At 74.2% G+C, this 24,063-nt stretch carries 22 protein-coding genes; 8 read left to right on the forward strand and 14 right to left on the reverse strand.

Annotation, left to right across the window (positions count from 1 at the left end; translation table 11 throughout):
• The first annotated feature begins 6 nt into the window (after positions 1 to 6).
• The 5 genes from BMZ16_RS02585 to BMZ16_RS02605 all read left to right on the forward strand — a co-directional run bounded on the left by BMZ16_RS02585 (position 7) and on the right by BMZ16_RS02605 (position 3,831).
• Entirely contained in the window at positions 7 to 351 is a 345-nt protein-coding gene (locus tag BMZ16_RS02585) for a DUF2516 family protein (RefSeq protein WP_089798027.1), read from the forward strand.
• Positions 348 to 1,328, forward strand: a complete 981-nt coding sequence (locus BMZ16_RS02590) for an asparaginase (protein ID WP_089798671.1) — start codon at positions 348 to 350, stop codon at positions 1,326 to 1,328. The genes BMZ16_RS02585 and BMZ16_RS02590 overlap by 4 nt, the downstream gene beginning before the upstream one ends.
• Before the next feature lie 46 nt (positions 1,329 to 1,374).
• Entirely contained in the window at positions 1,375 to 1,812 is a 438-nt protein-coding gene (gene dtd, locus BMZ16_RS02595; RefSeq protein ID WP_089798028.1) for a D-aminoacyl-tRNA deacylase, read from the forward strand.
• A gap of 678 nt (positions 1,813 to 2,490) precedes the next feature.
• On the forward strand, positions 2,491 to 3,018 hold the full coding sequence (locus tag BMZ16_RS02600; protein ID WP_089798029.1) for an O-acetyl-ADP-ribose deacetylase: 528 nt from the start codon (positions 2,491 to 2,493) through the stop codon (positions 3,016 to 3,018).
• A gap of 54 nt (positions 3,019 to 3,072) precedes the next feature.
• Positions 3,073 to 3,831, forward strand: coding sequence for a PIG-L deacetylase family protein (locus tag BMZ16_RS02605; protein WP_089798030.1), 759 nt, complete (start codon positions 3,073 to 3,075; stop codon positions 3,829 to 3,831).
• A gap of 24 nt (positions 3,832 to 3,855) precedes the next feature.
• Here BMZ16_RS02605 and BMZ16_RS02610 read toward each other — a convergent pair whose 3' ends face one another.
• The 7 genes from BMZ16_RS02610 to BMZ16_RS02640 form a co-directional block, all read right to left on the reverse strand.
• On the reverse strand, positions 3,856 to 4,626 hold the full coding sequence (locus BMZ16_RS02610; RefSeq protein WP_177199606.1) for an HAD hydrolase family protein: 771 nt from the start codon (positions 4,624 to 4,626) through the stop codon (positions 3,856 to 3,858).
• Positions 4,627 to 4,747: 121 nt separating this feature from the next.
• Entirely contained in the window at positions 4,748 to 6,052 is a 1,305-nt protein-coding gene (locus BMZ16_RS02615; RefSeq protein WP_143082730.1) for a hypothetical protein, read from the reverse strand.
• On the reverse strand, positions 6,049 to 7,104 hold the full coding sequence (locus BMZ16_RS02620) for a vWA domain-containing protein (protein ID WP_143082731.1): 1,056 nt from the start codon (positions 7,102 to 7,104) through the stop codon (positions 6,049 to 6,051). Before BMZ16_RS02620 ends, BMZ16_RS02615 begins: the two co-directional genes overlap by 4 nt.
• Complete coding sequence (locus BMZ16_RS02625; RefSeq protein WP_143082732.1) at positions 7,101 to 8,090, reverse strand: VWA domain-containing protein; 990 nt, start codon at positions 8,088 to 8,090, stop codon at positions 7,101 to 7,103. The genes BMZ16_RS02620 and BMZ16_RS02625 overlap by 4 nt, the downstream gene beginning before the upstream one ends.
• Positions 8,084 to 8,584: a hypothetical protein gene (locus tag BMZ16_RS02630; RefSeq protein WP_089798035.1), complete on the reverse strand. Its 501-nt coding sequence runs from the start codon at positions 8,582 to 8,584 to the stop codon at positions 8,084 to 8,086. Before BMZ16_RS02630 ends, BMZ16_RS02625 begins: the two co-directional genes overlap by 7 nt.
• Positions 8,571 to 9,536, reverse strand: a complete 966-nt coding sequence (locus BMZ16_RS02635) for a DUF58 domain-containing protein (protein ID WP_089798036.1) — start codon at positions 9,534 to 9,536, stop codon at positions 8,571 to 8,573. Before BMZ16_RS02635 ends, BMZ16_RS02630 begins: the two co-directional genes overlap by 14 nt.
• 3 nt (positions 9,537 to 9,539) lie before the next feature.
• Positions 9,540 to 10,532: an AAA family ATPase gene (locus tag BMZ16_RS02640; protein ID WP_369822481.1), complete on the reverse strand. Its 993-nt coding sequence runs from the start codon at positions 10,530 to 10,532 to the stop codon at positions 9,540 to 9,542.
• Between the two features lie 73 nt (positions 10,533 to 10,605).
• On the opposite strand from BMZ16_RS02640, the gene BMZ16_RS02645 reads away from it, so the two are divergent.
• A complete protein-coding gene (locus BMZ16_RS02645) occupies positions 10,606 to 11,169 on the forward strand; it encodes an alpha/beta hydrolase family protein (protein ID WP_089798037.1) in 564 nt (187 codons plus the stop codon).
• A gap of 80 nt (positions 11,170 to 11,249) precedes the next feature.
• Here BMZ16_RS02645 and BMZ16_RS02650 read toward each other — a convergent pair whose 3' ends face one another.
• From BMZ16_RS02650 to BMZ16_RS02670, 5 genes are all read right to left on the reverse strand, one after another.
• Entirely contained in the window at positions 11,250 to 12,131 is an 882-nt protein-coding gene (locus tag BMZ16_RS02650; protein ID WP_089798038.1) for a WD40 repeat domain-containing protein, read from the reverse strand.
• 38 nt (positions 12,132 to 12,169) lie between these two features.
• Positions 12,170 to 12,412 (reverse strand): hypothetical protein, encoded by a 243-nt coding sequence (locus tag BMZ16_RS02655; protein WP_089798039.1) that lies wholly within the window; start codon positions 12,410 to 12,412, stop codon positions 12,170 to 12,172.
• Positions 12,409 to 13,308, reverse strand: coding sequence for a WD40 repeat domain-containing protein (locus BMZ16_RS02660; protein WP_089798040.1), 900 nt, complete (start codon positions 13,306 to 13,308; stop codon positions 12,409 to 12,411). Before BMZ16_RS02660 ends, BMZ16_RS02655 begins: the two co-directional genes overlap by 4 nt.
• Before the next feature lie 38 nt (positions 13,309 to 13,346).
• A complete protein-coding gene (locus BMZ16_RS02665) occupies positions 13,347 to 18,899 on the reverse strand; it encodes a DUF6531 domain-containing protein (protein ID WP_143082734.1) in 5,553 nt (1,850 codons plus the stop codon).
• A gap of 366 nt (positions 18,900 to 19,265) precedes the next feature.
• Positions 19,266 to 20,018 (reverse strand): SIR2 family NAD-dependent protein deacylase, encoded by a 753-nt coding sequence (locus BMZ16_RS02670; protein ID WP_255366310.1) that lies wholly within the window; start codon positions 20,016 to 20,018, stop codon positions 19,266 to 19,268.
• 155 nt (positions 20,019 to 20,173) lie between these two features.
• On the opposite strand from BMZ16_RS02670, the gene BMZ16_RS02675 reads away from it, so the two are divergent.
• Positions 20,174 to 20,668 (forward strand): acyl-CoA thioesterase, encoded by a 495-nt coding sequence (locus tag BMZ16_RS02675; protein ID WP_089798042.1) that lies wholly within the window; start codon positions 20,174 to 20,176, stop codon positions 20,666 to 20,668.
• 45 nt (positions 20,669 to 20,713) lie between these two features.
• Here the strand turns inward: BMZ16_RS02675 and BMZ16_RS02680 are convergent, their stop codons facing one another.
• Both BMZ16_RS02680 and BMZ16_RS02685 read right to left on the reverse strand, forming a co-directional pair.
• Positions 20,714 to 21,484 carry an aspartate/glutamate racemase family protein gene (locus BMZ16_RS02680; RefSeq protein ID WP_255366311.1) on the reverse strand — a complete coding sequence of 257 codons (771 nt, stop codon included), beginning with the start codon at positions 21,482 to 21,484 and terminating at the stop codon, positions 20,714 to 20,716.
• A gap of 8 nt (positions 21,485 to 21,492) precedes the next feature.
• Entirely contained in the window at positions 21,493 to 23,166 is a 1,674-nt protein-coding gene (locus BMZ16_RS02685) for an NCS1 family nucleobase:cation symporter-1 (RefSeq protein WP_089798043.1), read from the reverse strand.
• A 243-nt stretch (positions 23,167 to 23,409) separates the two neighbouring features.
• Here BMZ16_RS02685 and BMZ16_RS02690 point away from each other — a divergent pair, with 243 nt between their 5' ends.
• The gene (locus BMZ16_RS02690; protein ID WP_089798044.1) at positions 23,410 to 24,045 is read left to right on the forward strand and encodes a helix-turn-helix domain-containing protein; all 636 of its coding nucleotides are present in this window, start codon (positions 23,410 to 23,412) and stop codon (positions 24,043 to 24,045) included.
• Positions 24,046 to 24,063: the final 18 nt, after the last annotated feature.

Below are 24,063 nucleotides of genomic sequence, written 5' to 3' on the forward strand. Positions count from 1 at the left end.
CTCGGCGTGGGCATCATCGGGTCGCTGCAGGTCCTGCTCTTCCTCGTCTTCTACGTGGCGATCCTCGTGCTGTCCGCGTGGGCGCTCGTGGACTGCCTGCGCCGTCCCGCCGCGGCGTTCACGGCCGCCGGCAAGCGGACGCGCACGTTCTGGACGTGGGTGCTCGTGGCCGCGACCGTCGTCGCGTTCATCTCGATCCCGCCGCCGCTGGGGCTGCCGCTGCGGTTCCCGTCGTTCCTCGCGCTCGTGAGCGCGGCGGCCGCCATCGTGTACCTGGTGGACGTGCGCCCGGCCGTCACGCCGTACTCGCGCCGCCGGGGCGGTGGCCCGTCGCGCGGCGGCGGGTGGTGAGCGTCGCGGACGTCGCCGCCGGCGCGCGCCCGCTCGCACGGGTGCACCGCGGCGACCTCGTCGAGTCGGTCCACCTGGGTCACGTCGTGGTCGTCGGCCCGGACGGGGCGGTGCGGCACGCCGTCGGCGACCCCGAGGTCACCGTGTGGCCGCGGTCGTCCCTCAAGCCGGTGCAGGCCGTCGCCATGCTGGGGCAGGGGCTGGACGTCGCCGGTGCGGACCTGGCACTGGTGTGCGCGAGCCACTCCGGGGAGCGCGGGCACCTCGACGTCGTCCGGGGGCTGCTGGCCGGTGCCGGCCTCACCGAGGCCGACCTGCGCAACACGCCCGACTGGCCGCTGGCGCCCGACGCGGCGTGGGAGTGGCGGGCGCAGGGCCACGGCCCGGCGTCGCTCACGCAGAACTGCTCCGGCAAGCACGCGGGCATGCTCGCGACCTGCCGCGCGGCCGGGTGGTCGACGCACGACTACCTGGACCCGGCGCACCCGCTGCAGCAGGCGGTGGTCGCCACCACCACCGAGCTGACCGGTGCCCCCGTGGACCACGTGACCGTCGACGGCTGCGGCGCGCCCCTGCTCTCGACGACGCTGGCCGGTCTCGCGCGTGCCTTCGGGACCCTGGCCGCCGCGGCGGGGGACGGGCCCGCCGCCCCGGGCCGCGTGGCCCGCGCGATGGCGGCGCACCCCTGGCACGTCGGTGGGACCGGCCGGGACGTCACCGCCTTCATGGCCGCCGTGCCGGGACTGGTCGCCAAGGACGGCGCGGACGGCGTCTACGCCGCGGGTCTCCCGGACGGCGGTGCGGTCGCCCTCAAGGTCCTCGACGGGTCGAGCCGGCCCCGCGCGGTCGTGCTCGCCGCGGCGCTGGCGCTCGCGGGCGTCGACCCGGCGCTGGTCGCCGACGCGGCCCGCACCCCGGTGCTCGGGCACGGCCGGCCCGTCGGTGAGGTCCGGGCGACGTTCGGGCCGGACGCGTGACCTGCCGGCCCGTCGTCGGCGGTGCGGACGCGCGGTCGGTGCGGCGATGAGGGCGGTCGTGCAGCGTGTCACCCGCGCGGCCGTGCGGGTCGACGGCGAGGTCGTCGGGCAGATCGACCGGCCGGGCCTGCTCGCGCTGGTCGGCGTCACCCCGGGGGACGGCCCGGCGCAGGTCGAGGTGGTCGCCCGCAAGATCGCCGAGCTGCGGATCCTGCGCGACGAGCGCTCGGCGGTCGACGTCGGTGCGCCCGTGCTGGTGGTCAGCCAGTTCACGCTCTACGCCGACGTGCGCAAGGGGCGTCGTCCCACGTGGAACGCCGCAGCGCCGGGTCCCGTCGCCGAGCCGCTGGTCGACGCGGTCGTCGCGGCGTTGCGCGCACGCGGGCTCGAGGTCGCCACCGGGCGCTTCGGCGCCGACATGGCCGTCGAGCTGGTCAACGACGGCCCGGTGACGATCCTCGTCGAGTCGGCGCCGACGGGCTGAGGGCGCGCACGAGGAAGGCCCCTCGGAGTAAGCGTCCGAGGGGCCTCCCCGACCGTGGGTCGCGTGCCACCGGTCGCCCGGTGGCCGACGCCGCCGTTGACGGTGCGGCTCCGCCCCGGCACCCGGTGCGACCGGCGAGCCGGTGCACCGCGGGCGGGACGTCCACGATCGACCTCCCGGTACCGGTGCGTCCCTGCGTCGTCATCCACAGGTCGACGGGTCGCCCCGTCGAGGTGCCGCACGTTCTCCGTTCGGTCCGTCCCCGGGGATCGGCCGTGACCCGCGGGAGGCTCCCGGGAGGGGCGTTCCTGCTGGTGGATCACGGTCGGCCGAGGTCGATTCCCCAGTTCTAGACCCCCGGCGACCGTCCCACAAGGGCCTGTCGGGACGGGTCTTCGTCCACCGGTCCGTCCACACCCTCGTCCACAGGCCGACCTGCGAACCCATCGGTCAGACACAGGGCTGTGGACACGATCTGTGGACACGCGGCCCGCGTCACCCGTCCGGCGGCAGCCCGCCGCTAGGCTCGGAGCAGGCCCCTCGGAGTAAGCGTCCGAGGGGCCTCATCGTGCCCCGCCCGCCGTGCCCCGCCCGCCGCGGCTCGTGCGGTGGCGGTTGGTCGGACGGTGTGCGCCCGCGGCGGTCGCCGGCCGCGCGGGGCGGCGTCAGGATGGCGCGATGGGCATCGAGACGGTCCTCGGGGACATCACGCAGCAGCACGTCGACGTCGTGGTGAACGCGGCGAACTCCTCGCTGCTCGGCGGCGGCGGGGTCGACGGGGCCATCCACGCCGCGGCCGGCCCGCGGCTGCTCGCCGCGTGCCGGGAGCTGCGCGCCACCACGCTGCCCGACGGCCTGCCCGTGGGCCGGGCCGTCGCGACGCCCGGCTTCGACCTGCCGGCCCGGTGGGTGGTCCACACCGTCGGGCCGGACCGCCACCGCGGGCAGACCGACCCCGCCCTGCTCGCGTCGTGCGTCACCTCCAGCCTCGACGTGGCGGACGGGCTGGGCGCAACCAGCGTGGCCCTGCCCGCCGTGGGCGCGGGCGTGTACGGGTGGGACGCGGCGCAGGCGGCCGACGTGGCGGTCGGCGCCGCGCGCGCGTGGGTCGCCGCCCACCCCGGCACGCCGGTCACCACCGTGCGGTTCGTGCTCTTCAGCCCGGCGCTGCTCGGCGCGTTCGACGCCGCGCTGGCCCGGGCCTGAGCGGGGCAGGTCCGCCCGGGTGCCGTGCCCCGGGCGGCGCCCTACCGTGGGTCCATGGCCGCGCCGCTGCCGTTGCTGCCCGACGAGTCGCTGACCCGCGTGCTGTGCGTCGTCGCGCACCCCGACGACCTGGAGTACGGCACGTCCGCCGCCGTGGCGGCCTGGACCGCGCGGGGCGTGGAGGTGGCGTACCTGCTGCTGACGCGCGGCGAGGCGGGCATGGACGCGCGGGATCCCGCGCACGCCGCGCAGGTGCGCGTGCGCGAGCAGGTGGCCGGCTCGCGCGCCGTCGGCGTGACCCGGGTGGACTTCCTCGAGCACCCCGACGGCGTGCTGCTCTACGGTCTGGACCTGCGCCGCGACGTCGCCGCCGCGATCCGCCGGTTCCGGCCCGACGCCGTGCTGACCACGACGTGGCGGGAGGACACCCCCGTGGGCCTCAACCAGGCCGACCACCGCGCGGCCGGCCTGGCCACGGCGGACGCCGTGCGCGACGCCGGCAACCGCTGGGTCTTCCGTGAGCTGGTGGACGCCGGGCTGGAGCCGTGGTCCGTCCGGTGGCTGCTGGTGGCGGGGGACCCGGAGCCCACGCACGGCGTGCCGGTGCCGCCGCAGGCGCTGGCGCGCGCGGTCGCCTCGCTGGAGGCGCACCGCGAGTACCTCGCGCTGCTGCCCTGGCACCCCGCGCCCGCCGACCTGGTCCCCGCCCTGACCGCCGCGCAGGGCCGGCAGGTGGGCGTGGAGCACGCCGTCGTCCTGCGGGCGATCGACCTGCAGGCGCCGCCGCCGCTGCTCGACCGGCCGTCCGACTGAGACCCGCCGGGCGCCGTGCCGGCGTCAGGGCAGGCGGAGCAGCGCCCGCAGCGTGCGGACCACGCCGTTCTCCTGGTTCGACGGTGCCACGAACCGGGCGCCGTCCCGCACCGCGGGGTGGGCGTTGGCCATCGCGAACGACCAGTCGGCCGCCGCCAGCATGCCGACGTCGTTGAGGTAGTCCCCGAACGCGACGGTCTGCTCCGGGCCCACCCCCAGCAGCTGCTGCACCTCCCGCAGCGCGTGGCCCTTGTCGGCGGTCGGGCTCATGACGTCCACCCAGTGCGCGCCGCTGACCAGCACCGTCGCCGCGCCGGCGAACTCCGCCAGGGCCGGTCCGGCCCCCGTGTCGGCCGACCCGAAGTCGAAGACCGCGACCTTCAGCACCGTGTCGTCCACCGCCGTCAGGTCGGGCACGCGCTCGAGCAGCGCGTAGTACGGCTCGCACTGCGCCAGGAACGCGGCGTCCGTGCGCTCGACGTACGCGCTGCGCAGCCCGCACAGCACGACCCCGAGGTCCGCGCCGTGGGCCACCTGGCGGCGGACCTCGCGCACCACGTCGCGTGCCACCTCCGCGTCGAGCCCGTCCACGGCCGCCGTGACGCCGTCGCGCACCACGTGCGCACCGTTCTCCGCCAGGTACACCAGGTCGTCGCGTCCGAGCTGGCGGCGCAGCGTCGCGTACTGCCGGCCACTGGCCGGGCAGACCGTCACGCCGCGCGCGACGAGTGCGTCGAGCAGCGGCCAGAAGGACGGGTCGACGCGCTTGGCGTCGTCCAGCAGGGACCCGTCCATGTCCACCGCGACCAGGCGGACGTCCGGGGCGACGGCGGGCAGGGGCGGGGCGGTCAGGTCGGGGTCCGACGGGGTCACCAGCACCCCCCGATCCTCGCACCCGCCCGCCGCCGCCCCCGGCTCACCAGTTGCGTCCGCCGCCGCCCGACCCCGTGCCCGGATCCGGTCCGCCCCCGCGTGACGAGCCGGTGCCGCCGGGCGCCTGCTGCTGCCCGCCCGTCCCGCCGCCGTCGGCCTGCCCGTTGCGGTCGGCCAGCTGCCGGCGCCGCTCGGCCTCCGCCTGGGCGGGGTCGGGCGCCTGCTGCTGCCCGCGGCCCAGCTCCGGCCGGCCCTCGAGCGTGCCCTCCTCCGCCGCCCGACCCAGGTTCTCCAGCTCCGTCGACGCGCCGAGCAGGTCCTGCATCCGACGCTCCGCAGCCCCGGCACCCTGCTGGTCCTGCTGGTCCTGCTGGTCCTGCCCACCACCCTGGCCGTCGGAGCCCTGGTCCTGCCCGCCGCCCTGGCCGTCGGAGCCGTCGTCCTGCCCGCCGCCCTGACCCTCGGTGTCGTCGCCCTCGCCGCCGCCCTCGGACTCCTCGTCCTGGCTCTCGCCGCCGCCCTCGGACTCCTCGTCCTGGCTCTCGCCGCCGCCCTCGGACTCCTCCTCCTCGTCCTCGCCGCCGCCCTGCGACGGGGGCGGGACGCAGGCGGGGTCAGCGAGTGCCTCCGCGAGCAGCGCCGCGTCGTCGGCGGCCTCGCGGAAGAGGTACGCGGCGTACCAGAGCTCGTCGGCGACGACCGGCGGATCGCCGCCCTCGTACCGCGGCTCGAGCACCTCGGCGTCGTAGGGCTCACCCGCCTCCTGCGCGGCCACCGCGTCCGCGACGGCCTGGGCGTACTCGAGCTGCTCCTCGGCCCGCTCGGTCCTCTCCTTCTCGCTGCCCGCCAGCGCCAGCGCGCGGTTGGTCTGCACCAGGCACCGGTGCTCGTCGGGGACGAGCTCCAGCGCGCGGTCGAGGGGCTCGACCGCGCTGCGGGGCATGTCCGCGCGCAGCAGGGCCGTGCCCTCGTTGAACGGCCCCTTCCACAGCTCGACGAGCGCCCACCGGTCCTGCCGCTCGAACAGGTCGATGGCGTCCCACCACTGGTCGTCGTCGTACGCCGCCCGGGCCGCCGCGTACTGCGGGCCCAGCTGCAGCAGGGAGAGGGCGAACCCGAGCAGCAGCACCGCGGGCAGGGCGCTCCACCGCAGCATCCGCCGGCGGCGGCGCAGGTGCGGCGGCAGGGCGCGCACCCGGTCGCGCCGGGCGGCCCGTCGCTCCGAACGGCGCCGGCGGCGCTCGGCGGTGTGGCGGGCGTTGATCTCCGCCCGCCGCTCGCGCAGCCTCTGCCGGGCCTCCGCCTGCTGGCGCTCCCGCAGCGTGCGCCCCGTGGTCCGGCGGCTCACCGTCGCCCCCGCAGCCGGCTCGACGCCCGCGCCCACGTCCACGCCTCGATCGCGAGCAGCGCACCCGCGACCAGTGCGAACGGCCACACCAGGTCGCGCCGCGTGGACAGGTCGGCACGCCCGTCGGCCGTGATCGCCGCGACGTCGACGTCCGCCACCAGGTCGGCCGTGGACGTGGGGCCGGTGCGGTGCACGTACGGCACGCCCAGCTCGGCCGCGACCTCGCGCAGCGCCGTCTCGTCCGCGTACGACAGCGCGGGACGGGACGGGTCCTGCGGGTCCGGGATGTACGGCGCGTCCGGGTCCAGGCTGCCGTCGTGCTGCCGCATGGGCGCACCGGCCGCCGTGCCGTACCCGAGCACCGCGCCGCCGTCGACGAGCGGGGCGATCGCGGTGAACGACCCCGGCTCGTCCTCGGTGGTCTGCTCCCCGTCGGACAGGTAGAACACCAGGCGCACCATCCCCGGGTCTCGGTCCTGCGCGTCCCGCAGCGAGCGCTCCAGGACCTCCAGCGCGCGGTCGCGGCGCGTGCCCGCGGATCCTGCGGTGACCTCCTGCGTCACGGTCTGGGCCCAGGACCGCACGGCGGTGGTGTCGTCGGTCAGCGGCAGCTGCGTGCCGGCCTCGTCGGCGAACGCGACCACCGAGTAGAACGCCGACGGCAGGTCCCGCGTCAGCTGCACGACGTCGTGCCGGACCCCGTCCAGCCGCTGCACGGCGGGGACGGGCGGCAGGCCCGGCCCGCGGACCACCGGGTCGCCCGGCCCCCAGTCCTCGGCCGCCATCGAGCCGGTGCGGTCGACGACGAACCACACCTGCACCCCGACGCGCGCCCCACCGCTCTGCGTCGCGGCGACGGTGGGCGTCAGACCGACCACCGCGAGCACGAGGACCAGTGCGGTGCGCCGCCACCAGGTGCGTGCGGGCGCGCCCGGCACCGCAGGGTCACGCCGCCGACCGGAGGCCCGTAGGGCCGCACCGACGCACAGCGCCAGGATCGGCACCGCCGTGAGCAGCACGACGAGGACCGGCACCACCGTCCGGGCGCTCATGCGCGCACCCGCCACGCGAGCACCACGACGGCCAGCCCCGCGCCGTACAGCAGCCACACCCACACGTCGCTGTCGTCGGTGACGACCTGCTCCGGGTCCGCCTCCATGGCCGCCAGCTGGGCCTGCTGGACCTGCGCCAGGATCGCCGGTACGGCGTCCGCGTCCTCGGCCGCGGCGAACGTCCCGCCGGTGCCCTCGGCGGCCGCCCGCAGGGCGGCGGGGGTGGCCGCCCCCATGTCGCGGTGCGCGGGGTACAGGGCGTGCAGCACGACGCCGCGCGCGGCCGCCAGGTCCGCCGCCTCGGACAGCGTGTACACCGGATCGCCCCACACCTCGTTGTCGGTCGCCAGCACCATCGAGCGCGAGCGGTCGGCGTCGTGCTGGTCGAACAGCAGGGTGCACGACGCCACGCCGTCCCCGATGAGGGAGGCCTGCCCCTCGATGCCGCCCGTGCCGCGGAACAGCTCCTCCGCGGCCCCGGACCCCGGCGCCGCGAACGCCTCCCGTGCGATGCGCAGCTGGTCGGTGACCAGCGCGTAGTCGTCGGTCAGGGGGAAGACGGTGGAGGAGGTGGAGTCGAACACGGACAGCGCCACGCGTTCCCCGGTGAACCCGGCCACCAGACGCTCGAACGTCGCCACGACCTGCTCGTCGTAGCGCAGCATCGAGCCCGAGACGTCCAGGCACAGCACGATGTCGCGGTTCGCGAGCTCGCGCGTGCGCTCCTGGACCGTGACCGGCCGTGCCGCCAGCACCGCCGCGGCGACGGCCGCGGTCGCGACGGCCAGCGCCAGGGTCACGCGCAGCGCGCGGTACCGCACGCGCCAGGCGCGCAGGGCCGGCACGCGGCGCAGGTCGTCGGTGTTGGCCACGGGCGTCGTACCGCGCCGGTCGCGCAGCAGCAGACCCGTGACCAGGGCGCTCACGACGACCGCCACGACGACCGGCGCGAGCCAGGGCGTCTCGAGGGCCGCGCGCGTCACCACGTCCGCACCCGCTTGCGGGCCTGCTCCAGCGTCCGGGCGACGCGGGTGCGCGACGACGCCCCGAACGTCGGCACGGACGAGTTCTCCAGCAGGGACGCCAGGGGCCGGGTGCGGCGGTCCGCGCGGGCGGCGGCGGCGGTCATCGCCGAGGTGTCCACACCGGTGCGGGCCGTCGCGAACTCGCGCAGCACCCACCGGATCTCGAGGTTGGCGCCCCGTGCGTCGACGTCCCCGGCGGCGTGCCGGCGCTCCACCTCGTCGAGCCGGGCGAGCGTGGTGCCGCGCAGCGCGGCGTACGGGTCGCGGCGGGAGCTCGCCGCCCGCGGCGCGCCCGGCACGCCCGGCACGGCCGGCGGCGGGGAGGCCGCGGCGGGGCCGCGCGTCGAGCGCCAGACCCACACGTACCACCCGACCACCGCGAGCACGATCGCCACCGCGACCCACGGCCACCACCCGGAGTACGGCACCGGGTCGACCAGCTCAGCGCCCGGCACGACGTGACCTCCCCAGCAGGGCGACCATCTCGTCGAGCACGTCGTGCGTGGACTCGACCGTCACGGACCGCACGCCCAGGCGGCGCATGCGCTCCTCCACCTCCGCGTGGCGCGCGGTGCGCGCGGCGGCGACCGCCTCGCGCACGCCGCGGCGCCCGCGCAGGTACGCCGGCAGGGACCAGCCGCTGACGACGTCGCGGACGGGGCGCCCGGCCGGCGGCAGCACGACGGGCCGGCCGCGGGCCGCGGACGACGACACCCCGGCGAGGCTGCCGGGGGCGGCCCCCAGCGCACCGGCGAAGAGGTCCGCGTCGACGACCTGCACCACCATCACCTCGTGCCGCGTCCGCAGCCGCCGCAGGGCGTGCTCGGCGTCCGTGCCCGGCCGGGCCTCGTCGGTCACGACGACCACCAGCGAGCGGCGGGCCGTGCGGCGCAGCACCCGGTCCAGCAGCCGGGCGAGGTCACCCTCGGGGGCGTCGGGGTCGAACGTGCGCTGCAGGCGGCGCAGCAGCACCTCGAGGTGCGTGGTGCCCGCCCCGGCCGGCACCTCGACGACGCGCCCCGCGTCGCCGGCCAGCAGCGAGACGCGGTCGCCGCGCTGGTGCGCCAGGTGCGCGACCACGTCGGCCACCAGCTGGGCGACCTCGTGCTTGGGCTCACCGCCCGCCGACGTCGCGCCCATGTGGCGGCCCGTGTCGACGACGAGCACCAGCGCCACGTTCGACGTCGCCTCGTACCGCCGGACGACGGGTGTGGCGGACCGCGCCGACGCGCGCCAGTCGATGTCGCCCACGTCGTCGCCCGGCGTGTACACGTGCAGGTCGTCGACCTCGTCGCCGTGGCCCTTCCACACCGCCCGGTGCCGTCCGTCGAGCAGGCCGGTGGCGCGCCGCAGCGTGGGCAGCTGCAGGCGCGCGCGCACCAGCGCGAGACGGGACCGGGCGGGCACGGGTCAGGGAGCCGGGACCGCGTCGAACACGGACGTGATGATCGACTCGGTCGACACGTCGTCCGCGATGGCGTCGAACGTGCGCACGATGCGGTGGCGCAGCACGGCGTTGCGCAGTGCGTGCACGTCCTCCGGGACCACGTGGCCGCGGCCCGCGCGCAGCGCGACCGCCTGCGCCACCCGCATGAGGGAGATCGACCCGCGGGGGCTCGCGCCCATCCGGACCAGCCGGTCCAGGCCGGGCACCTGCACCGACCCGCGCCCGCGCGTGGTGGCCACCAGGTCCACCACGTACCGCCGGATCGACCGGTCCACGTACACCTGGTCGACGGTGCGCTGCAGCCACTCGACGTCCTTGAGGGCCAGCGCGTCCGCGCGCAGCGCGCGGGTCATGCGGCCGTCGGAGATGCGGTCGAGGATCTCGACCTCCTCCACGGGCTGCGGGTAGTCCAGCACCTCCTTGAGCAGGAACCGGTCCATCTGGGCCTCGGGCAGCACGTGCGTGCCCTCCTCCTCGATGGGGTTCTGCGTGGCCAGCACCATGAACGGCGACGGCACCGGGTGGATCTCGCCGGCGATCGTCGTCTGCCGCTCCTGCATCGCCTCGAGCATCGCGGACTGCGTCTTGGCCGACGAGCGGTTGATCTCGTCGAGCAGCACGACGTTGGCGTGCACGGGACCCAGCTGCGTCGTGAACGTCGACGTCCCGTAGTTGAAGACCTGGGTGCCGACGATGTCCGACGGCATGAGGTCCGGGGTGCACTGGATGCGGTGGAAGGACCCCGACACCGCCTGCGCGAGCGTCTGCGCGGCCGTGGTCTTGGCCAGACCGGGCACCGACTCCAGCAGCACGTGCCCGCCGCACATCAGCGCCACCACCAGGGACGTGCGCAGCTGCGTCTGCCCGACCACGCGCTGGTCGAAGACGCCCTCGATGCGCTCGCACAGCGCACCGGCGCGGGTCCGGTCGGACGGGGAGAGGGTGTCGCGAGTCACGGCGGGCAGGCTACCTGCAGGAATGCCCTTACCTGGTGTCCGGGGCGGGTGATGTCGGGGGGAGGATGGGGGGATGGCGGACGTGCGGGTGCTGCGGGCGGGGAGCGGGCCGGTCGACGTCGCCGGGGTGCTGCTGGCCCCCGGGGCGGGGGCGACGCGGGACAACCGGACCCTCGTCGCGCTCGACACCGCGCTGACCGCCGCCGGGCTGCCGGTGCGGCGTGTCGACCTGCCGCGCGGTGCGGCGGCCGCACCCGCCCGGGTGCGCGAGGAGGCCGACGCGTTCGCCGCCGACCTGGGCGTGGGCACCGAGCGGCTGGTCGTCGGCGGGCGGTCGTTCGGTGGGCGGATGAGCTCGATGGCCGTCGCGGACGGGCTCGCGGTCGCGGGTCTGCTGCTGCTGTCCTACCCGCTGCACCCGCCCGGTCGGCCGGACCGGCTGCGGGTCGAGCACCTGCCGCGGATCGACGTGCCCGTCCTGGCCGTCAGCGGTGCGACCGACCCGTTCGGCACCCCCGACGAGCTCGCGACGCACCTCGCGACCCTGGCCGGGCCCACGACGCTCGTCGTCGTCCCCGGCGCCCACGGGCCGGCCGACGCACCGGTCGTCGCGGCGGTCCGCGACTGGCTCACCTGACGGCCACGCCCACCCGGGGGTCCGGGAGCGCCTTCCCCGGGGTCGACGACCGGTCGGCGGACGGGAGGCGCAGGCGGCGGTCAGCCGACGAGGCGCAGGACGCGCAGCTCGGGGCCGAAGCCGGCGGCGACGGCGTCGCCGGAGGGGAGCACGCACGGGTCGACGGCGAGCCCGTCGAGCTGGAGCTCCCGCAGCTTCGCGTGCGAGACGGCGTCCCACAGCGTCAGGACGTGGCCGAGGCACTCCGTGACGATCCCTCGGCCGTCCGGGGTGAATCGCGCGAAGAGCAGCTTGTCCCGGTGCTGCAGCGCGCCGAGCTCGGCCCCGTCGTCGCTCGACAGCACGACGGCACGGTCGCCGAACCCGCCCGCGACCAGTCGGTCCCCTGCGGGCGCGATGCTCACCGCACCCGCCATCTGCGGCGTCGGCACCCGCCAGACCTCGGTGAGGTCGTCCGCGCGCCACACCCGGACGGACCTGTCGTATCCGACGGTGGCGATGAAGGAGCCGGCCGCGTCGTACTCGACCCCGGTCGCCCAGAAGCCGTGGTCCATGCGGCCCACCTCGCGGTCCTGCTCGACGTCCCACGCGACGACGTACCCCGACCGGTGGGCGATCGCCAGCGTGCGGCCGTCGGGGCTGAACGCGGACGACACCACGGAGTCGGTGTGGGGGAAGGTGATCCGCCGGGACGGTCGACCGTCCGCGACCCGCCACGTCATCGTGCTGCCGTCGTGCGCCCCGGTGGCCACCAGGTCACCCCGCGGGGAGAACGCGACGGACGCGAGCCGGGTGGCCCGCGACCACCGCGTGCCGTGCCGTGCCGACCAGAGCACCGACAGGTCGGCGTCGACCAGGTGGACCGAGCCGTCCGCCGTCGCGCACGCGATCGACCGACCGTCCGGGTGGACGGCGAGGCTCGTGATCGATGCGGGCAGGCGCAACCCGTGGGGGGACGGCATGGGTGGTCAGCTCCTCGAGGGCCGACGGGCGGCGAGGCTCACGACGACCGTCGGAAGCCCTTGATGTGGATCGGGGTGTCCCACGTGACTCCCCGGTAGTCCCCGAGGTCCGCGCGCTCGGCCAGCGCCATCAGCTCCGTCGCCCGGCGCTGACCGTCGTCGAGCACGTCGGTGGTCCCGGGACGCACGGCGATGAAAGCGCCGCTCCTGGGCTTGAGCACGGAGTCGAGCAGGTTCCGCGTCGAGCGGACCCGCTCGGTCCCTGACGGGTGCGTGCTCACGTCGACTCCTCCGAGCTCAGGGTGAACAGGCGCAGCTCGTCACCGTAGCCGAACGCGACGGCAGCCCCCGCGGGGAGGGCATGGGGATCGGCCACTGTCCGGTCGAAGGTGACCTCTGCCATCTTGTCGAGGGTTTCGCCGTTCCACATCGTCACCACACCGGTCTCGGACTCCGTGACGATCCGTCGACCGTCGGCGCTGAACCTGACGAAGAGGACGTCAGCATCGTGCTGGAGCGCACCGAGCTCCGTGCCGTCCTCCATCGACAGCACGGCCGCGCGCGAGCCGAATCCGTTGACGACGAGCCGGTCGTCCTCAGGTGCGATGCTCAGCGAGCCCGCGAGGCCAGGAGTCGGTACGCGCCACGCCGGGGAGTGATCGCTGACGTGCCAGACGCGGACCGTCTTGTCGTAGCCGGCCGAGGCGATCCGGGCGCCTGTGGAGTCGTGCTCGACCTGGTTCGCCCAGACGTCGTGGTGCAGCCGCCCCGTCTCGCGGTGATCGACCATGTCCCGCAGGACGATCACCCCTGTCCGGTATCCCAGGGCCAGCTGGCGACCGTCCCGACTGATGGAACTCGACAGGACCGGAACTCGGTGCTCGTACGTGAGTCGGGCGGCCCTCCGACCATCCGGTACGGACCAGAGAACCGCAGTCCCGTCCTCGCCCCCGGTGCACACCATGTCCCCGCGCCCGGAGATGGAGATGGAGTGCAGCGGCACCCCCCGCCATCGCCCCCCGTGGCGAGCCGACCACACCTCGGTGAGGCTCGTCGTGTCGAACAGGTGGACCGTCCCCGCCGCCGTCGCGCACGCGATCGACCGACCAGCGGGATCCACTGCTATGCGGGTGATCATCGACGGCAGCTGCGCGATCGGCGTTCCCTGCATCGACATCCCTCCTCCTCGAGTCGAGCGCGTGCCCGCGAGCGGACTCATGAACCAGGAAAGCCTCGAATGTAGATCGGTGTGTCGTACGTGATGCGGTCGGGCCTGAGGCTGGTGGACGAGGCGGCCCTCCTCAGCAGCTCTTCCACGCGGTGGTTGCCCTGGTCGATGACGTTGGTCGTTCCTTCACGGAGGGCGATGTGCTCGCCGTCCTTCGGCCTGAACACCGATCTGAGGAGCGCACTGTTCGAGCGTGTCGCCGCGCTCAGCTGCTTGATCGTGCTCTCTGCGGTGCCGCCGACATCAGGTCGACGCATCCCCACCAGATCCCTCACCGTCGCATTCGGCTCCATCGCCTTCCAGCCACGTGCCTGCAACGCGGCCGTGGTGCTGGCGCGTGCCCTGCCGGCGGCTTGGACGGTGGCGGTCCGTACGTTCGCGGCGACACGGTTGACCGCGGTGCTCACCGCGGCGGAGACCCGGTTCACCGCCTGCCCGACGGTGGAGTTGGCGAGCCGACCCACGAGGGTCTGCACAGCCGGGATCTTCGCGACGTACCGACCGAGCCCGTAGCCGACGAGCGAGCTGGCGGTGCCGATCGTCAGGTCCTTGGCGAGCCCGCCCCAGGTGAACTCCTCCTTCTTCTGGACCTTGGTACGCCACAGGTTCGTGGCGGCCGAGGACGCCGCGGCACCGATCGCGATGCACGCGACACTCCCGGCGCCGAGCGTCGTCAGGCCGCACGCCGCCCCGGCAGCGATCCCCACACCGACGCCGACGATCTCGGCCTGGTATTTGTCCACGAACGTCGCGGTCGCCCGGTAGGCGCTGGCGACACCGCTCGACGCCGACTTCCAGACCGACGACAGGCTCGGCCACTCACCCGCAGGGTCCGTGTACATCGTTGGGGAACCGGCCGCGTACGCGTACGTCGACCCCAGAGGCATCCCGAGGCCGGCCGGCGCAGGGTCGACCGTGGAGAACACGCCCGTGGTCGGGTCGTAGTCGCGCGCACGCAGCGCGTACCGCCCACCGAGGGACGGGTCGGCGTAGCCACCGGCGTACAGCACCGGGTTCTCCGCGGCCATCGGGTCCGGGGTGACGGTCAGGCCGTCCTGCGTGGGCGACGTGCGCGGCAGCCCGTACGGGTCGAAGTCCGCGAGGCTCTGCACGGCACCGTCCGGGGACACCAGCGCCGAGGTGCCGCCCAGCCAGTCGTGCACGAACAGGGCTGAGACGTCGCCGGCGCTCGTGAGCAGGGCGAGGGACTCGTCGTTCGGCCCGTGGACGAGTCCCCGCACACCGGTGAGGTCCCCACCGACAGGTCCGGAGCGCTGCGACGTGATCTGTGCGAGCTCGCCGTTGACGTCCCAGTCCGACGCGAGGCGCACCCCGTCGGTCGTGGCCTCGACACGGTTGCCGAGTCCGTCGTACTCGTAGGTCGTGGTCGACCCGCCCACCGTCGCCGACGCCAAGGAGTGGTCCAGGTGGTACTCGAAGACGTCCGAGCCCGCGGTGGTCTGGTTGCCCTCGGCGTCGTACCCGTAGGTGGTGGTGGTCGGGGCACCTGCGGCCGGAGAGGTCGTGCGTGACAGGAGCGCGTTGACGTCGTCGTACCGGTACGTCTCCGAGGAGGCGCCGGCCGTGCCGGTGGCGGACGACGCGGTGCGGTTGCCGACCACGTCGTACTCGTAGGAGAGCTTGCCCTTCCCGGGCTTCGCGCACGAGTCGGTGCCGTAGCACGCCGCCGTCAGCCGGTTCGCAGGGTCGTACGTGTAGGCGACGTCCTCGCTGACCTCTCCGCGGGTCGTGCGGATGGTCGTCGGGCGACCCCCGTCGTCCAGGGTCAGGTCGTAGCGGGCCAACGTGCCGCCCGCGCCGTGGGAGTCGACCTGCGTCAGGCGCCCGGCCGTGTCGTACGACCGCTTCTCGACGAGGTCGCCCGGCATCGTGGTGGTCGCGCGCCGCCCGGCCGTGTCGTAGGTGAAGCCCCACGTCCCGCCGGCTGCGCTCAGGGACGTGATCCGGTCGTCGGCGTCGTAGGACGCGGTGCGCGTCGTCCCGTCCGGGTTGGACTGCGTCTCGAGGTTGCCCGTGACGTCGTACGTGTACGTGTAGACCCGGCCCTCGCGGTCGACCTGCGTGATCCGGTCCGCGTCGTCGTACGTCGTCGTCGTCGTACCCGACGGGCTGACCGCGGAGGTCAGGCGGCTCTTGGAGTCGTACCCGTAGGTGTAGGTGGGGCCGTCCGTCCCGAGCGTGCGGTCCGTCAGGCGGTTCAGCGAGTCGTACGTCTGCGTGATGGTCCGGTTGGCCCTGTCGGGGTCGACGGGGTTGAACGGGTCAGGGGTGGTGCGCGCCGTGACCGTCTCGACGAGGTTCGACTCCGCGTCGTACGTGTGCTGCCGGAGCCGACCGAGTGCGTCGAAGGTCGTGGCGATCCGGCCGAGCCGGTCGTAGGTCGCGGTGACGGCGTTCCCTCGGGCGTCGCGGACCTGGGTCGCGTTGCCGTTCGCGTCGTAGGTGTACGACGTGCCCTGCCCGTCCTTGGCGTCCGGCGCCGTGACCTTCCTGACGCGGTCCAGGTCGTCGTAGGTGTAGCTCGTCGTGTGGCCGTTCGCGTCCGTGTGCTCGACGAGCCTGTTGTGCGCGTCGAACAGGTCGGTCGTGACGTTGCCCAGCGGGTCGGTGACCGTGGTGCGGTTGCCGGCGCCGTCGTACGCGAACCGGGTCGTGTACTTCTCGGCGTCGGCGCCCTCGACGTTCCCGAGCGGGTCGACGACCGCCACGAGGCGGGCGTCGTCGTCGTACTCGAAGGACGTCACCGCTCCCGTCGCCGAGACCTGGCGTGTCACGTTGCCCGCGGCGTCGTAGTCCACCGTGGCGGTGTTCCCCGCCGGGTCCGTCGACGAGCGCTGCCGGTCGGCCGCGTCGTAGCCGAGCCTCGTGACACCCCTGACCGGGTCGATGATCGACGTGAGGTTGCTGTTGTTGTCGAACCGGGCGCTGGTCGCGACCCCGTTCTCGTCGACCTCGGACGTGGTGCGGTCCAGCTCGTCGTACGACGCGTCCTGCGTGACGGTCCCGCCGCCCGGCGCCGGGCGGCTCGTGCGCAGCAGGTTGTCGTTCTGGTCGTAGTGGTACGTGGTGGTGAACGCGGCGCCGTCCGCGCCCTCCACGTTGCCGCGCGGGCTCACGACTGTCGCGATCAGGCCCTTGGCGTTGTACGTGTACGTCGTCCGGCCACCCGCCGCGTCCGTCTTCGACGCGATCCGGCCCGCGGGGGTGTACGTGTACGCCGTGACGTTCCCGATCCGGTCCTTCACCTCGACGAGTCGGTTCGCGGTGTCGTACGAGTACCGGACCGAGTTGCCGTCGGGGTCGGTGTCGACGTCGAGCCGGCCCAGCTCGTCGTAGGACTTGCGCACCGTCTTCTTGCCGGGAGCGGAGACGGTGGCCGGCCGGTCGGACTCGTCGTAGGTGTAGCGGGTGGTGAACGCGTCCTCGTCGGCACCGTCCACGGTGCCGCGCGGGTCCGTGGTCCCGGTCAGTCTGCCGACCGCGTCGTAGGTGTAGACGTACCGGCGTCCGGTCGGGGTGACGACCGCTGTCCGGTTGCCGGCCTCGTCGTACTCGAACGTCGTGACCTTGCCGCGCGGGTCCGTCTCGGTCGTCCGCAGTCCTCGGTCGTCGTACGTGTACGTCGTCGAGTGGCCCTCGGCATCGGTCTTCTTCGTCAGCTCGTGGAAGCTGTTGTACTCCGCCGTCCAGGTCTTGCCGTTGCCGTCGGTGAAGCGCGTGGGTTCGTTGCCCTCGTACTCGGCTTCCTCGACGAAGGCGAACGGCTCCGGTGCCGACGACGACGTCGCGTTGCCGTCGGCGTCGTGCGTCGCCGCGCGCTGGTTGCCGTTCGGGTCGACGCTCAGGTTCGAGTTGCCCGTGGCGTCGTACCGCACGTGGTGCGTGTCGCCGTTGCCGTTCTGCGTGTAGACCAGGTGGTTGTTGCGGTAGCCGTCGTGGAGGACGACGCCGTCGGCGTCGGTCGTGGTGGCCTCGTTGCGGGACGCGTCCCACGCGAAGGTCGTCTCCTTGCCGTTCACGTCGACCTGCTTCACGACGCGTCCCGTGGTGGCGTCGTACGTCGTGGCGACCTGCACGGCACCGCGCGGGTCGACGACCTGTGACATCCGGCCCGCGGTGTCGTAGCGGTACTGGGTCGTGCGGCCGTTCGGCGCCTGGACGCTGATCAGGCGGTTGCGGTCGTAGTCGAACTGGACGTTGCGCCCGTCGGGCAGCTCGATCCGTCGGATGAGGCCCACGTCGTTGCGCAGCGAGATCTTCACGACGCGCCCTGCGCCGTCGGTGATCGTCGAGAGCCCGTCCGTCCCGTACGTGAGTCGCACACCGAGCCCGCGCGCGTCGAGCACGGAGAGGAGCCGTCCCTGCGCGTCGAACGTCATCACCTGGTGGGTCGGGGTCGTCAGCGTCCAGCCGTCCGCGGTCTTCCTGAGGTTGGACCGCACGCCGGCGGGGCGCCGGTACGTGCCGTCGTCGCTGCCCTCGAACGTGGCCACCGCCCCGTCCTCGGCCCGCACCACCGCGTCGTCGCCCGAGGCCGTGACGGTCATGTCGTAGGTCCACGTCCACCCGACGCCGAACATGCCGGGCTTCTGCGAGGTGGACGAGTACCAGCGCGAGGCGGCGAACGGCACGCCGACGGAGGCCATCGAGAGGTCGGCCTCCGTCCGCGAGTAGGCGCCGGTGCCGGTGTTGACCCCGAACCCGCGCACCTGCTGCGCCACGGCCGCGCGTCCCAGCGCGTCCTCGCAGGCGCACGCCGAGGCCTGCGCCGCCGGGATCGCGGGCGGCACGTCGACGCGGCGGGCCGTGGCCGCGTCCGACGGGGCGGACACGGCCACCGACGCGTCCGGGTACGTGGCCGTGATGGCCACGGAGTACGTCGAACCCGCCACGAGCGACCAGCCGTCGGCCGCTCCGAAGGTCCGGCAGTAGGTGCGCGGCGACCCGCACACCGCCAGGTCCGCGGCCGTGAGCTCGACCGACTCCTGCACCGCGCCGGTGGCGGTGTCGGTGACCGACCCCCGCCACGTCGCGAACTCCCGGTCCTCCACGTCGAAGTACACGACCAACGAGGTGTCGCCCATCGCGAAGCCGGGACGCAGGACGAGGCGCTTCGCCGCGACGACGTCCGCGAGGACCGGCGCCTCGCCGGGCGCGCCGTCGCCCGCGCCACCGTCGTCGGCTGCGACCACCACGCGCGGGAGCACCGGTCGGGCGAGCTCGCTGCTCGCGAGTCCCAGCCACCGCGGGTCGACCGTGGGCGCCGCCTGCGCCGTCGCGTCGGGAGCCTGCGCCGGGCCCGCCGCCTCGACGGACGGGGGCTCCACGGGCGGCCGCTCACCCGCGGGCAGGCCGTGGTTCGGCAGCGCCGAGGCCGGCAGCGGACGCTCCGGCGGCGCCTGCGTGTTGACGGCTCGCGGCTGGGCCGGGGTGGCCGCGGCGGCGGACCCGGTCGGGACCAGCAGGGCCACGGCCATCAGCGGCGCGATCAGCGCGCCTACGGCACGAGAGATGGACATGTGGCGGCTACCGAAGCGCATGGCAGTTTCCCCCTGGATCACAGCCGCGCGACATCGGACGCCCCGCACCAAGCCGTCATGATCGAATCAGACATATCGGCGTGGCGTCGGCGAACAGGTGAGGTAATTCAGGCAGATTCCATACTGCAAACAGCAATGCGCGATCGGGTGATCCGGATGAGAATGCTCACATTCTTTATGGCTCGAAAGGATTCGTCCGTGAGCCACGAGCGCGCGGCCATCCGGACCCGGGTCGACGGCGCACGGTCGAGCGGAGCCCGAGGGTCGGCAGCTTCGTCGGTGACCACCCGGCCTCGTGCGCCGGGGCCCGTGTCCCCGGACGCCCGGTCTCGCAGGACCGAGGTGTCAGCGGGTCGCGAGCAGGTCGGCGACCAGGGCGGGCACGGCCTCGTCGATGGGGTCGCGGACGACCTCGTCGGCCAGGTGGTCGTACGGCGTCGGCTCGGCGTTGACGACGACGAGCCGCGCGCCCGCGTCGACGGCCACCGCGGCCAGGCTCGCCACCGGCTGGACCGTCAGGGTGGTGCCGATCGCGACGAACGTGACCGCGTCCGTCGCGGCGGCCACGGCCCGTTCCAGGGCGTCCTCGGGCAGCCGCTCACCGAAGTACACGACGTCCGGCTTGAGCACCCCGCGGCACACCGTGCACGCGGGGTCCGGCTCGGCGGGCAGCCGTGCGAGCACCTCGCGCGTGGGCCAGGTCGTCCCGCAGCGCAGGCACGACGTGGTCGCCAGGCTGCCGTGCAGCTCGACGACGCGCTGCGGGTCCGCACCCGCCGCCTGGTGCAGGCCGTCGAAGTTCTGGGTGAGCGTGGCCAGCAGCAGGCCGGCCCGCTCGAGGTCGACGAGCGCGCGGTGCGCCGCGGTGGGGCGGGCGTGCCAGGCGGGGTGCTCGGCCCACATCCGCCAACCGCGCTCGCGCACGGCGGGGTCGCGCACGTACAGGTCCAGCTCGAGCAGGTCCGCCGCGTGCGGGTCGCGGGTCCACACGCCCTGCGGGCCGCGGAAGTCGGGGATGCCCGAGGCGGTCGAGATGCCGGCTCCGGTGAGCACGGTGACGGTGGGGGCGTCGGCGTGGTGCGGCACGGCAGCGCTCACGCCCCCCGCGCGGTGACGACGCGCTCGACGTCGACCGCGGTCCGGGCGTGCGCGACGGGGGAGACGGTGCCCATGGCTCCACTGTGACGAGTCGAGCACCCGAGCACAACGTGGTGCTGCACGGTGCGACCGGGTGCGCGCCGTAGCGTGGGGGCATGGACGACAGCAGCACGCCGGCGCCGCTCGTCGCGGGCCGCCGCGGGACGCAGGCCGGACGCGGGTGCGTGGTCATGCAGGTCAGGTGGTCGGACGTCGACCTGTTCGGGCACGTCAACAACGCCGCCTTCCTGCGGTACCTCGACGACGCGCGGTTCACCCTCTTCCCGCGCATGGGTGTCGACGAGGTCGGTGCCATGACCGCGTCGCTGCTCGTGGTCGTCAAGCACGAGATCGACTACCTGGCGCCGATCCGGTTCCGGCAGGAGCCCGTCGTGGTCGAGGTGTGGGTGCCGCGGCTGGGCCGGTCGTCGGTGGACTTCGCGTACGAGATCCTCGACGGGGAAGGACCCGGCGCGGCCGTCGCGCTGCGCGCCCGGTCCCGGATGGTGCAGCTGGACCGGGCGACGCACACCCCGCGGGCGTTCACCGCCGAGGAGCGCGCGGTGTTCGAGGCGTACCCGGGGGAGCAGCCGGAGCTGCGCCCCTGGTGAGTCGCGGTGGCGTCGTGGCCCGAAGGTCGTGGCCCGTGGGTCCCGTCAGCCGGTCGCCACGGCGGTGAGCCCCGCGGGCCCGACCGCGAAGTCCTGGAGCAGCCCCGGCACCGCCTTGGTCGGCGGCCGCGCGTACTCCGAGCGCTCCGACGTCCGCAGGCCGGCCCGCACGAGCGCCGCCGCGAACGTCGTCGCCGCCGTGACGCCGTCGACCACCGGCACCCCGACGGCGTCGGAGATCCGCCCGGTGTACCCGGCCATGCCGGCGCAGCCGAGCACCAGGGCGTCGACGTCGTCGGCCTCGACCGCTGCCCGGCACGCCGCGGTGACCCGGTCGAGCGCGCCGGGCGCCTCGATCTGCAGCACCGGGATCTCGCACGCGTGCACCCCGGCGCAGGCGCCGGCGAACCCGTAGCGGTCGAGCAGCTCGTGCGCACGACCCACGGTGCGGCCCAGCGACGTCACCACGCTGAACCGCCGTGCGACCAGGGTGGCCGCGTGGAACGCCGCCTCCGCGATCCCGACCACCGGGCCGTGCGCCAGCTCGCGCGCCGCGTCCAGCCCGGGGTCCCCGAAGCAGGCGACGACGTACGCGTCGACGCCGTCCACCTCGCCGACCCGCACCTGCTCGAGCACGCCGACCGCGGCCAGCGCCTCCTCGTAGTGGCTCTCGATCGACGCGGGACCGGTGGTGGGCTGCACGGCCTCGACCGTGACCCCGGGCCCGGCCACCACCCGGGCGGACCGACCGATCAGGTCGGTCATCGCCCGGGTGGTGTTCGGGTTGACGACCCGCAGGCGGATGCCGTCGCGCACGACCGGCCTCAGGAGCCCGTGGGGTGCGCGTGGTGGCTGACCACCGCCGGGGCGTCCTGCGTGCCGTCCGACACGTGCGCGTCGGACGCCTCGAGCCGCGGCATCTGCGGGTTGCGGCGCTCCAGCCACACGAACATCGCGAACCCGAGACCGCAGCCGATGAACCACGAGTACGACGCGATCCAGGTGACGTCGACCAGCCCGAGCGACGCGGCCAGCTTCGGCAGGACCGCGGCGGCGACGGACACCAGGCCCGCGCCGATGACGGTCGCGACCGCGTTGCGGTTGTACCCGCGGCTGTACCAGTACCGCCCGGTGGGGGCCATGGTGAACATGTCGTCGACGTGCACGCGCTGGCGGCTGATCACGTAGTACCCGGCGATGAGGATGCCGAACAGCGGGCCGATGAGGGCGCCGAGCACGCCGAGCGTGTAGTGGATCGCGTCGTCGTTGGCGTACCAGTTCCAGGGCGTCAGGACGACCGACCCGACGGCGGCGATCATGCCGCCGGTGCGCCACGAGATGCGCTGCGGCGAGACGTTGGAGAAGTCGAACGCCGGGGAGATGAAGTTGGCGACGATGTTGATGCCGACGGTCGCGGTGACGAAGGTCAGCCCGCCCAGCAGGATCGCGAACGGGGTGTCGATGGCCTGCACCGTGTGGATCGGGTCGGTGATGAGCTCGCCGAACACCGGGACCGTCGCCGACGCGCAGATGACGGTGAGCAGCGAGAAGAACAGGAAGTTGATCGGCAGGCCGAGGAAGTTGCCCTTCTTCACCGCCGCGAACGACCGGCCGTAGCGGGAGAAGTCGCCGAAGTTGAGCATCGGGCCGGAGAAGTACGACACGACCAGCGCGATCGCGGAGAGCATCACGGGGATCGAGGCCGCGAAGGTCAGGGGCGGGCCCGAGGACAGGTTGAGCGAGATGTTCGACCAACCGGCCTCGGACACCAGGTACACGGCCATGACGATCATGACGACGTACACGGCGGGGCCGGCCCAGTCGATGAACCGGCGGATCGTCTCCATGCCGTTCCAGAAGACCGCCGCCTGCGCGACCCAGAGGATGGCGTAGGAGATCCAGCCGAGCGCGCTCAGGCCCAGGAACGACGGCTCGAGCAGCGCCTGCGACCCGGGCAGGAACTTGAGGAAGATGATGTTGAGCGCCTCGGCCGCCAGGAACGTCTGCACGCCGTACCAGGCCACCGCGATGAGCCCGCGGATGATCGCGGGGATGTTGGCCCCGAGCACCCCGAAGATCGCCCGGTTGATGACCGGGTACGGCACGCCGGTCTTCTGGCTGGGCTTGGCGACGAGGTTGCAGAACACCTGGACGATGACGATGCCGACGACGAGCGCGACGAGCACCTGCCAGGACGCGAGGCCCAGGGCGAACAGCGAGCCCGCCGTGACGTAGCCGCCGACGCTGTGCACGTCGGACATCCAGAACGCGAAGATGTTGTAGGACGACCAGGTCTGCTTCTGCAGCGGGGCCAGGTCCTCGTTGGTCAGGCGCGGGTCGTAGGTGGCCTTGATCTCGCCGGCGCCGATCGGCATGCCCGCGGCCTCGACGAGGTCGTGCGGCTTGGTGCCGGGCAGCGGGGCGACGGCGCCGGGCGGGGCCGTGGCGGGGGCCGGTGCGCCCGGGGGGACGGCCGGGGTGTCGTGCGGAGCGGTCATGGTGGTCCTCGCACTCGGGACGTCGGGGAGGGAGCGGCGAGCGGGCACCGGGGTGCCGAGGGTCGGGGTGGGCCGACCGGGGGTCCGCCCTGGCCGGGGCGGACGGGATCACGTACCGTGGGCCGACCTGAAGCGGCTGCTTCCGGTTCGTCCCGAGTCGTGAATCTATGACTTCACAACCCCGGGCAGGTTTCTGCCGCGTGAACTTCCTGCTTCATCCGTGATCACCGAGGAGGCGGCCCGATGAGCACCGCGCCGGACACCGGCAGCCTGCTGGCGTCGTTCGACGCCGAGCAGCTGGGGACGCGCCTGCGCGGCCTGCGGGAGGACCGCGGCCTGACCCTGCGGGAGGTGGGTGCGCGGCTCGGGATCTCCGCCAGTGCGGTCTCCCAGATCGAGCGCGGTGTGCTGCGGCCCTCCGTGAACCGGCTCTTCGAGCTCGTCACCGCCATGGACGCCACCCTCGTCGACGTCTTCGGCGGCACCTCCGGCGCGCCCGACGTCGAGCTGTCGACGCCCGTCCCCGACGGCTACGTCGTGCGTCGCGCCGTCGAGGTGGAGTCCGTGACGCTCGAGGGCGGGGTGGTCTACCGCCGCCTGTCGCCCGGCGTCTCGCACGACGTCGACTTCTTCGAGTCGACCTACCCGCCGCACACCGTCGCGGGCCGGCAGCACGAGCTCGTCACGCACGTCGGGTACGAGATCGGGACGGTCGTGCGCGGTGAGCTCACCGTCGACTTCGCCGACGAGCGCGTCGTGCTGCGCGCCGGCGACACGATCTCCTACGCCTGCACCACACCGCACCGGCTCAGCAACCGGTCCGACGACGTCACGGTCGCGACCTGGCTGATCGTGCACCCGGGCGCCGGCGAGCGCTGAGGGCGAGGCGAGGGTCCG

The sequence above is a fragment of the Cellulomonas sp. KH9 genome, assembly GCF_900114185.1.
Lineage (GTDB): Bacteria > Actinomycetota > Actinomycetes > Actinomycetales > Cellulomonadaceae > Cellulomonas.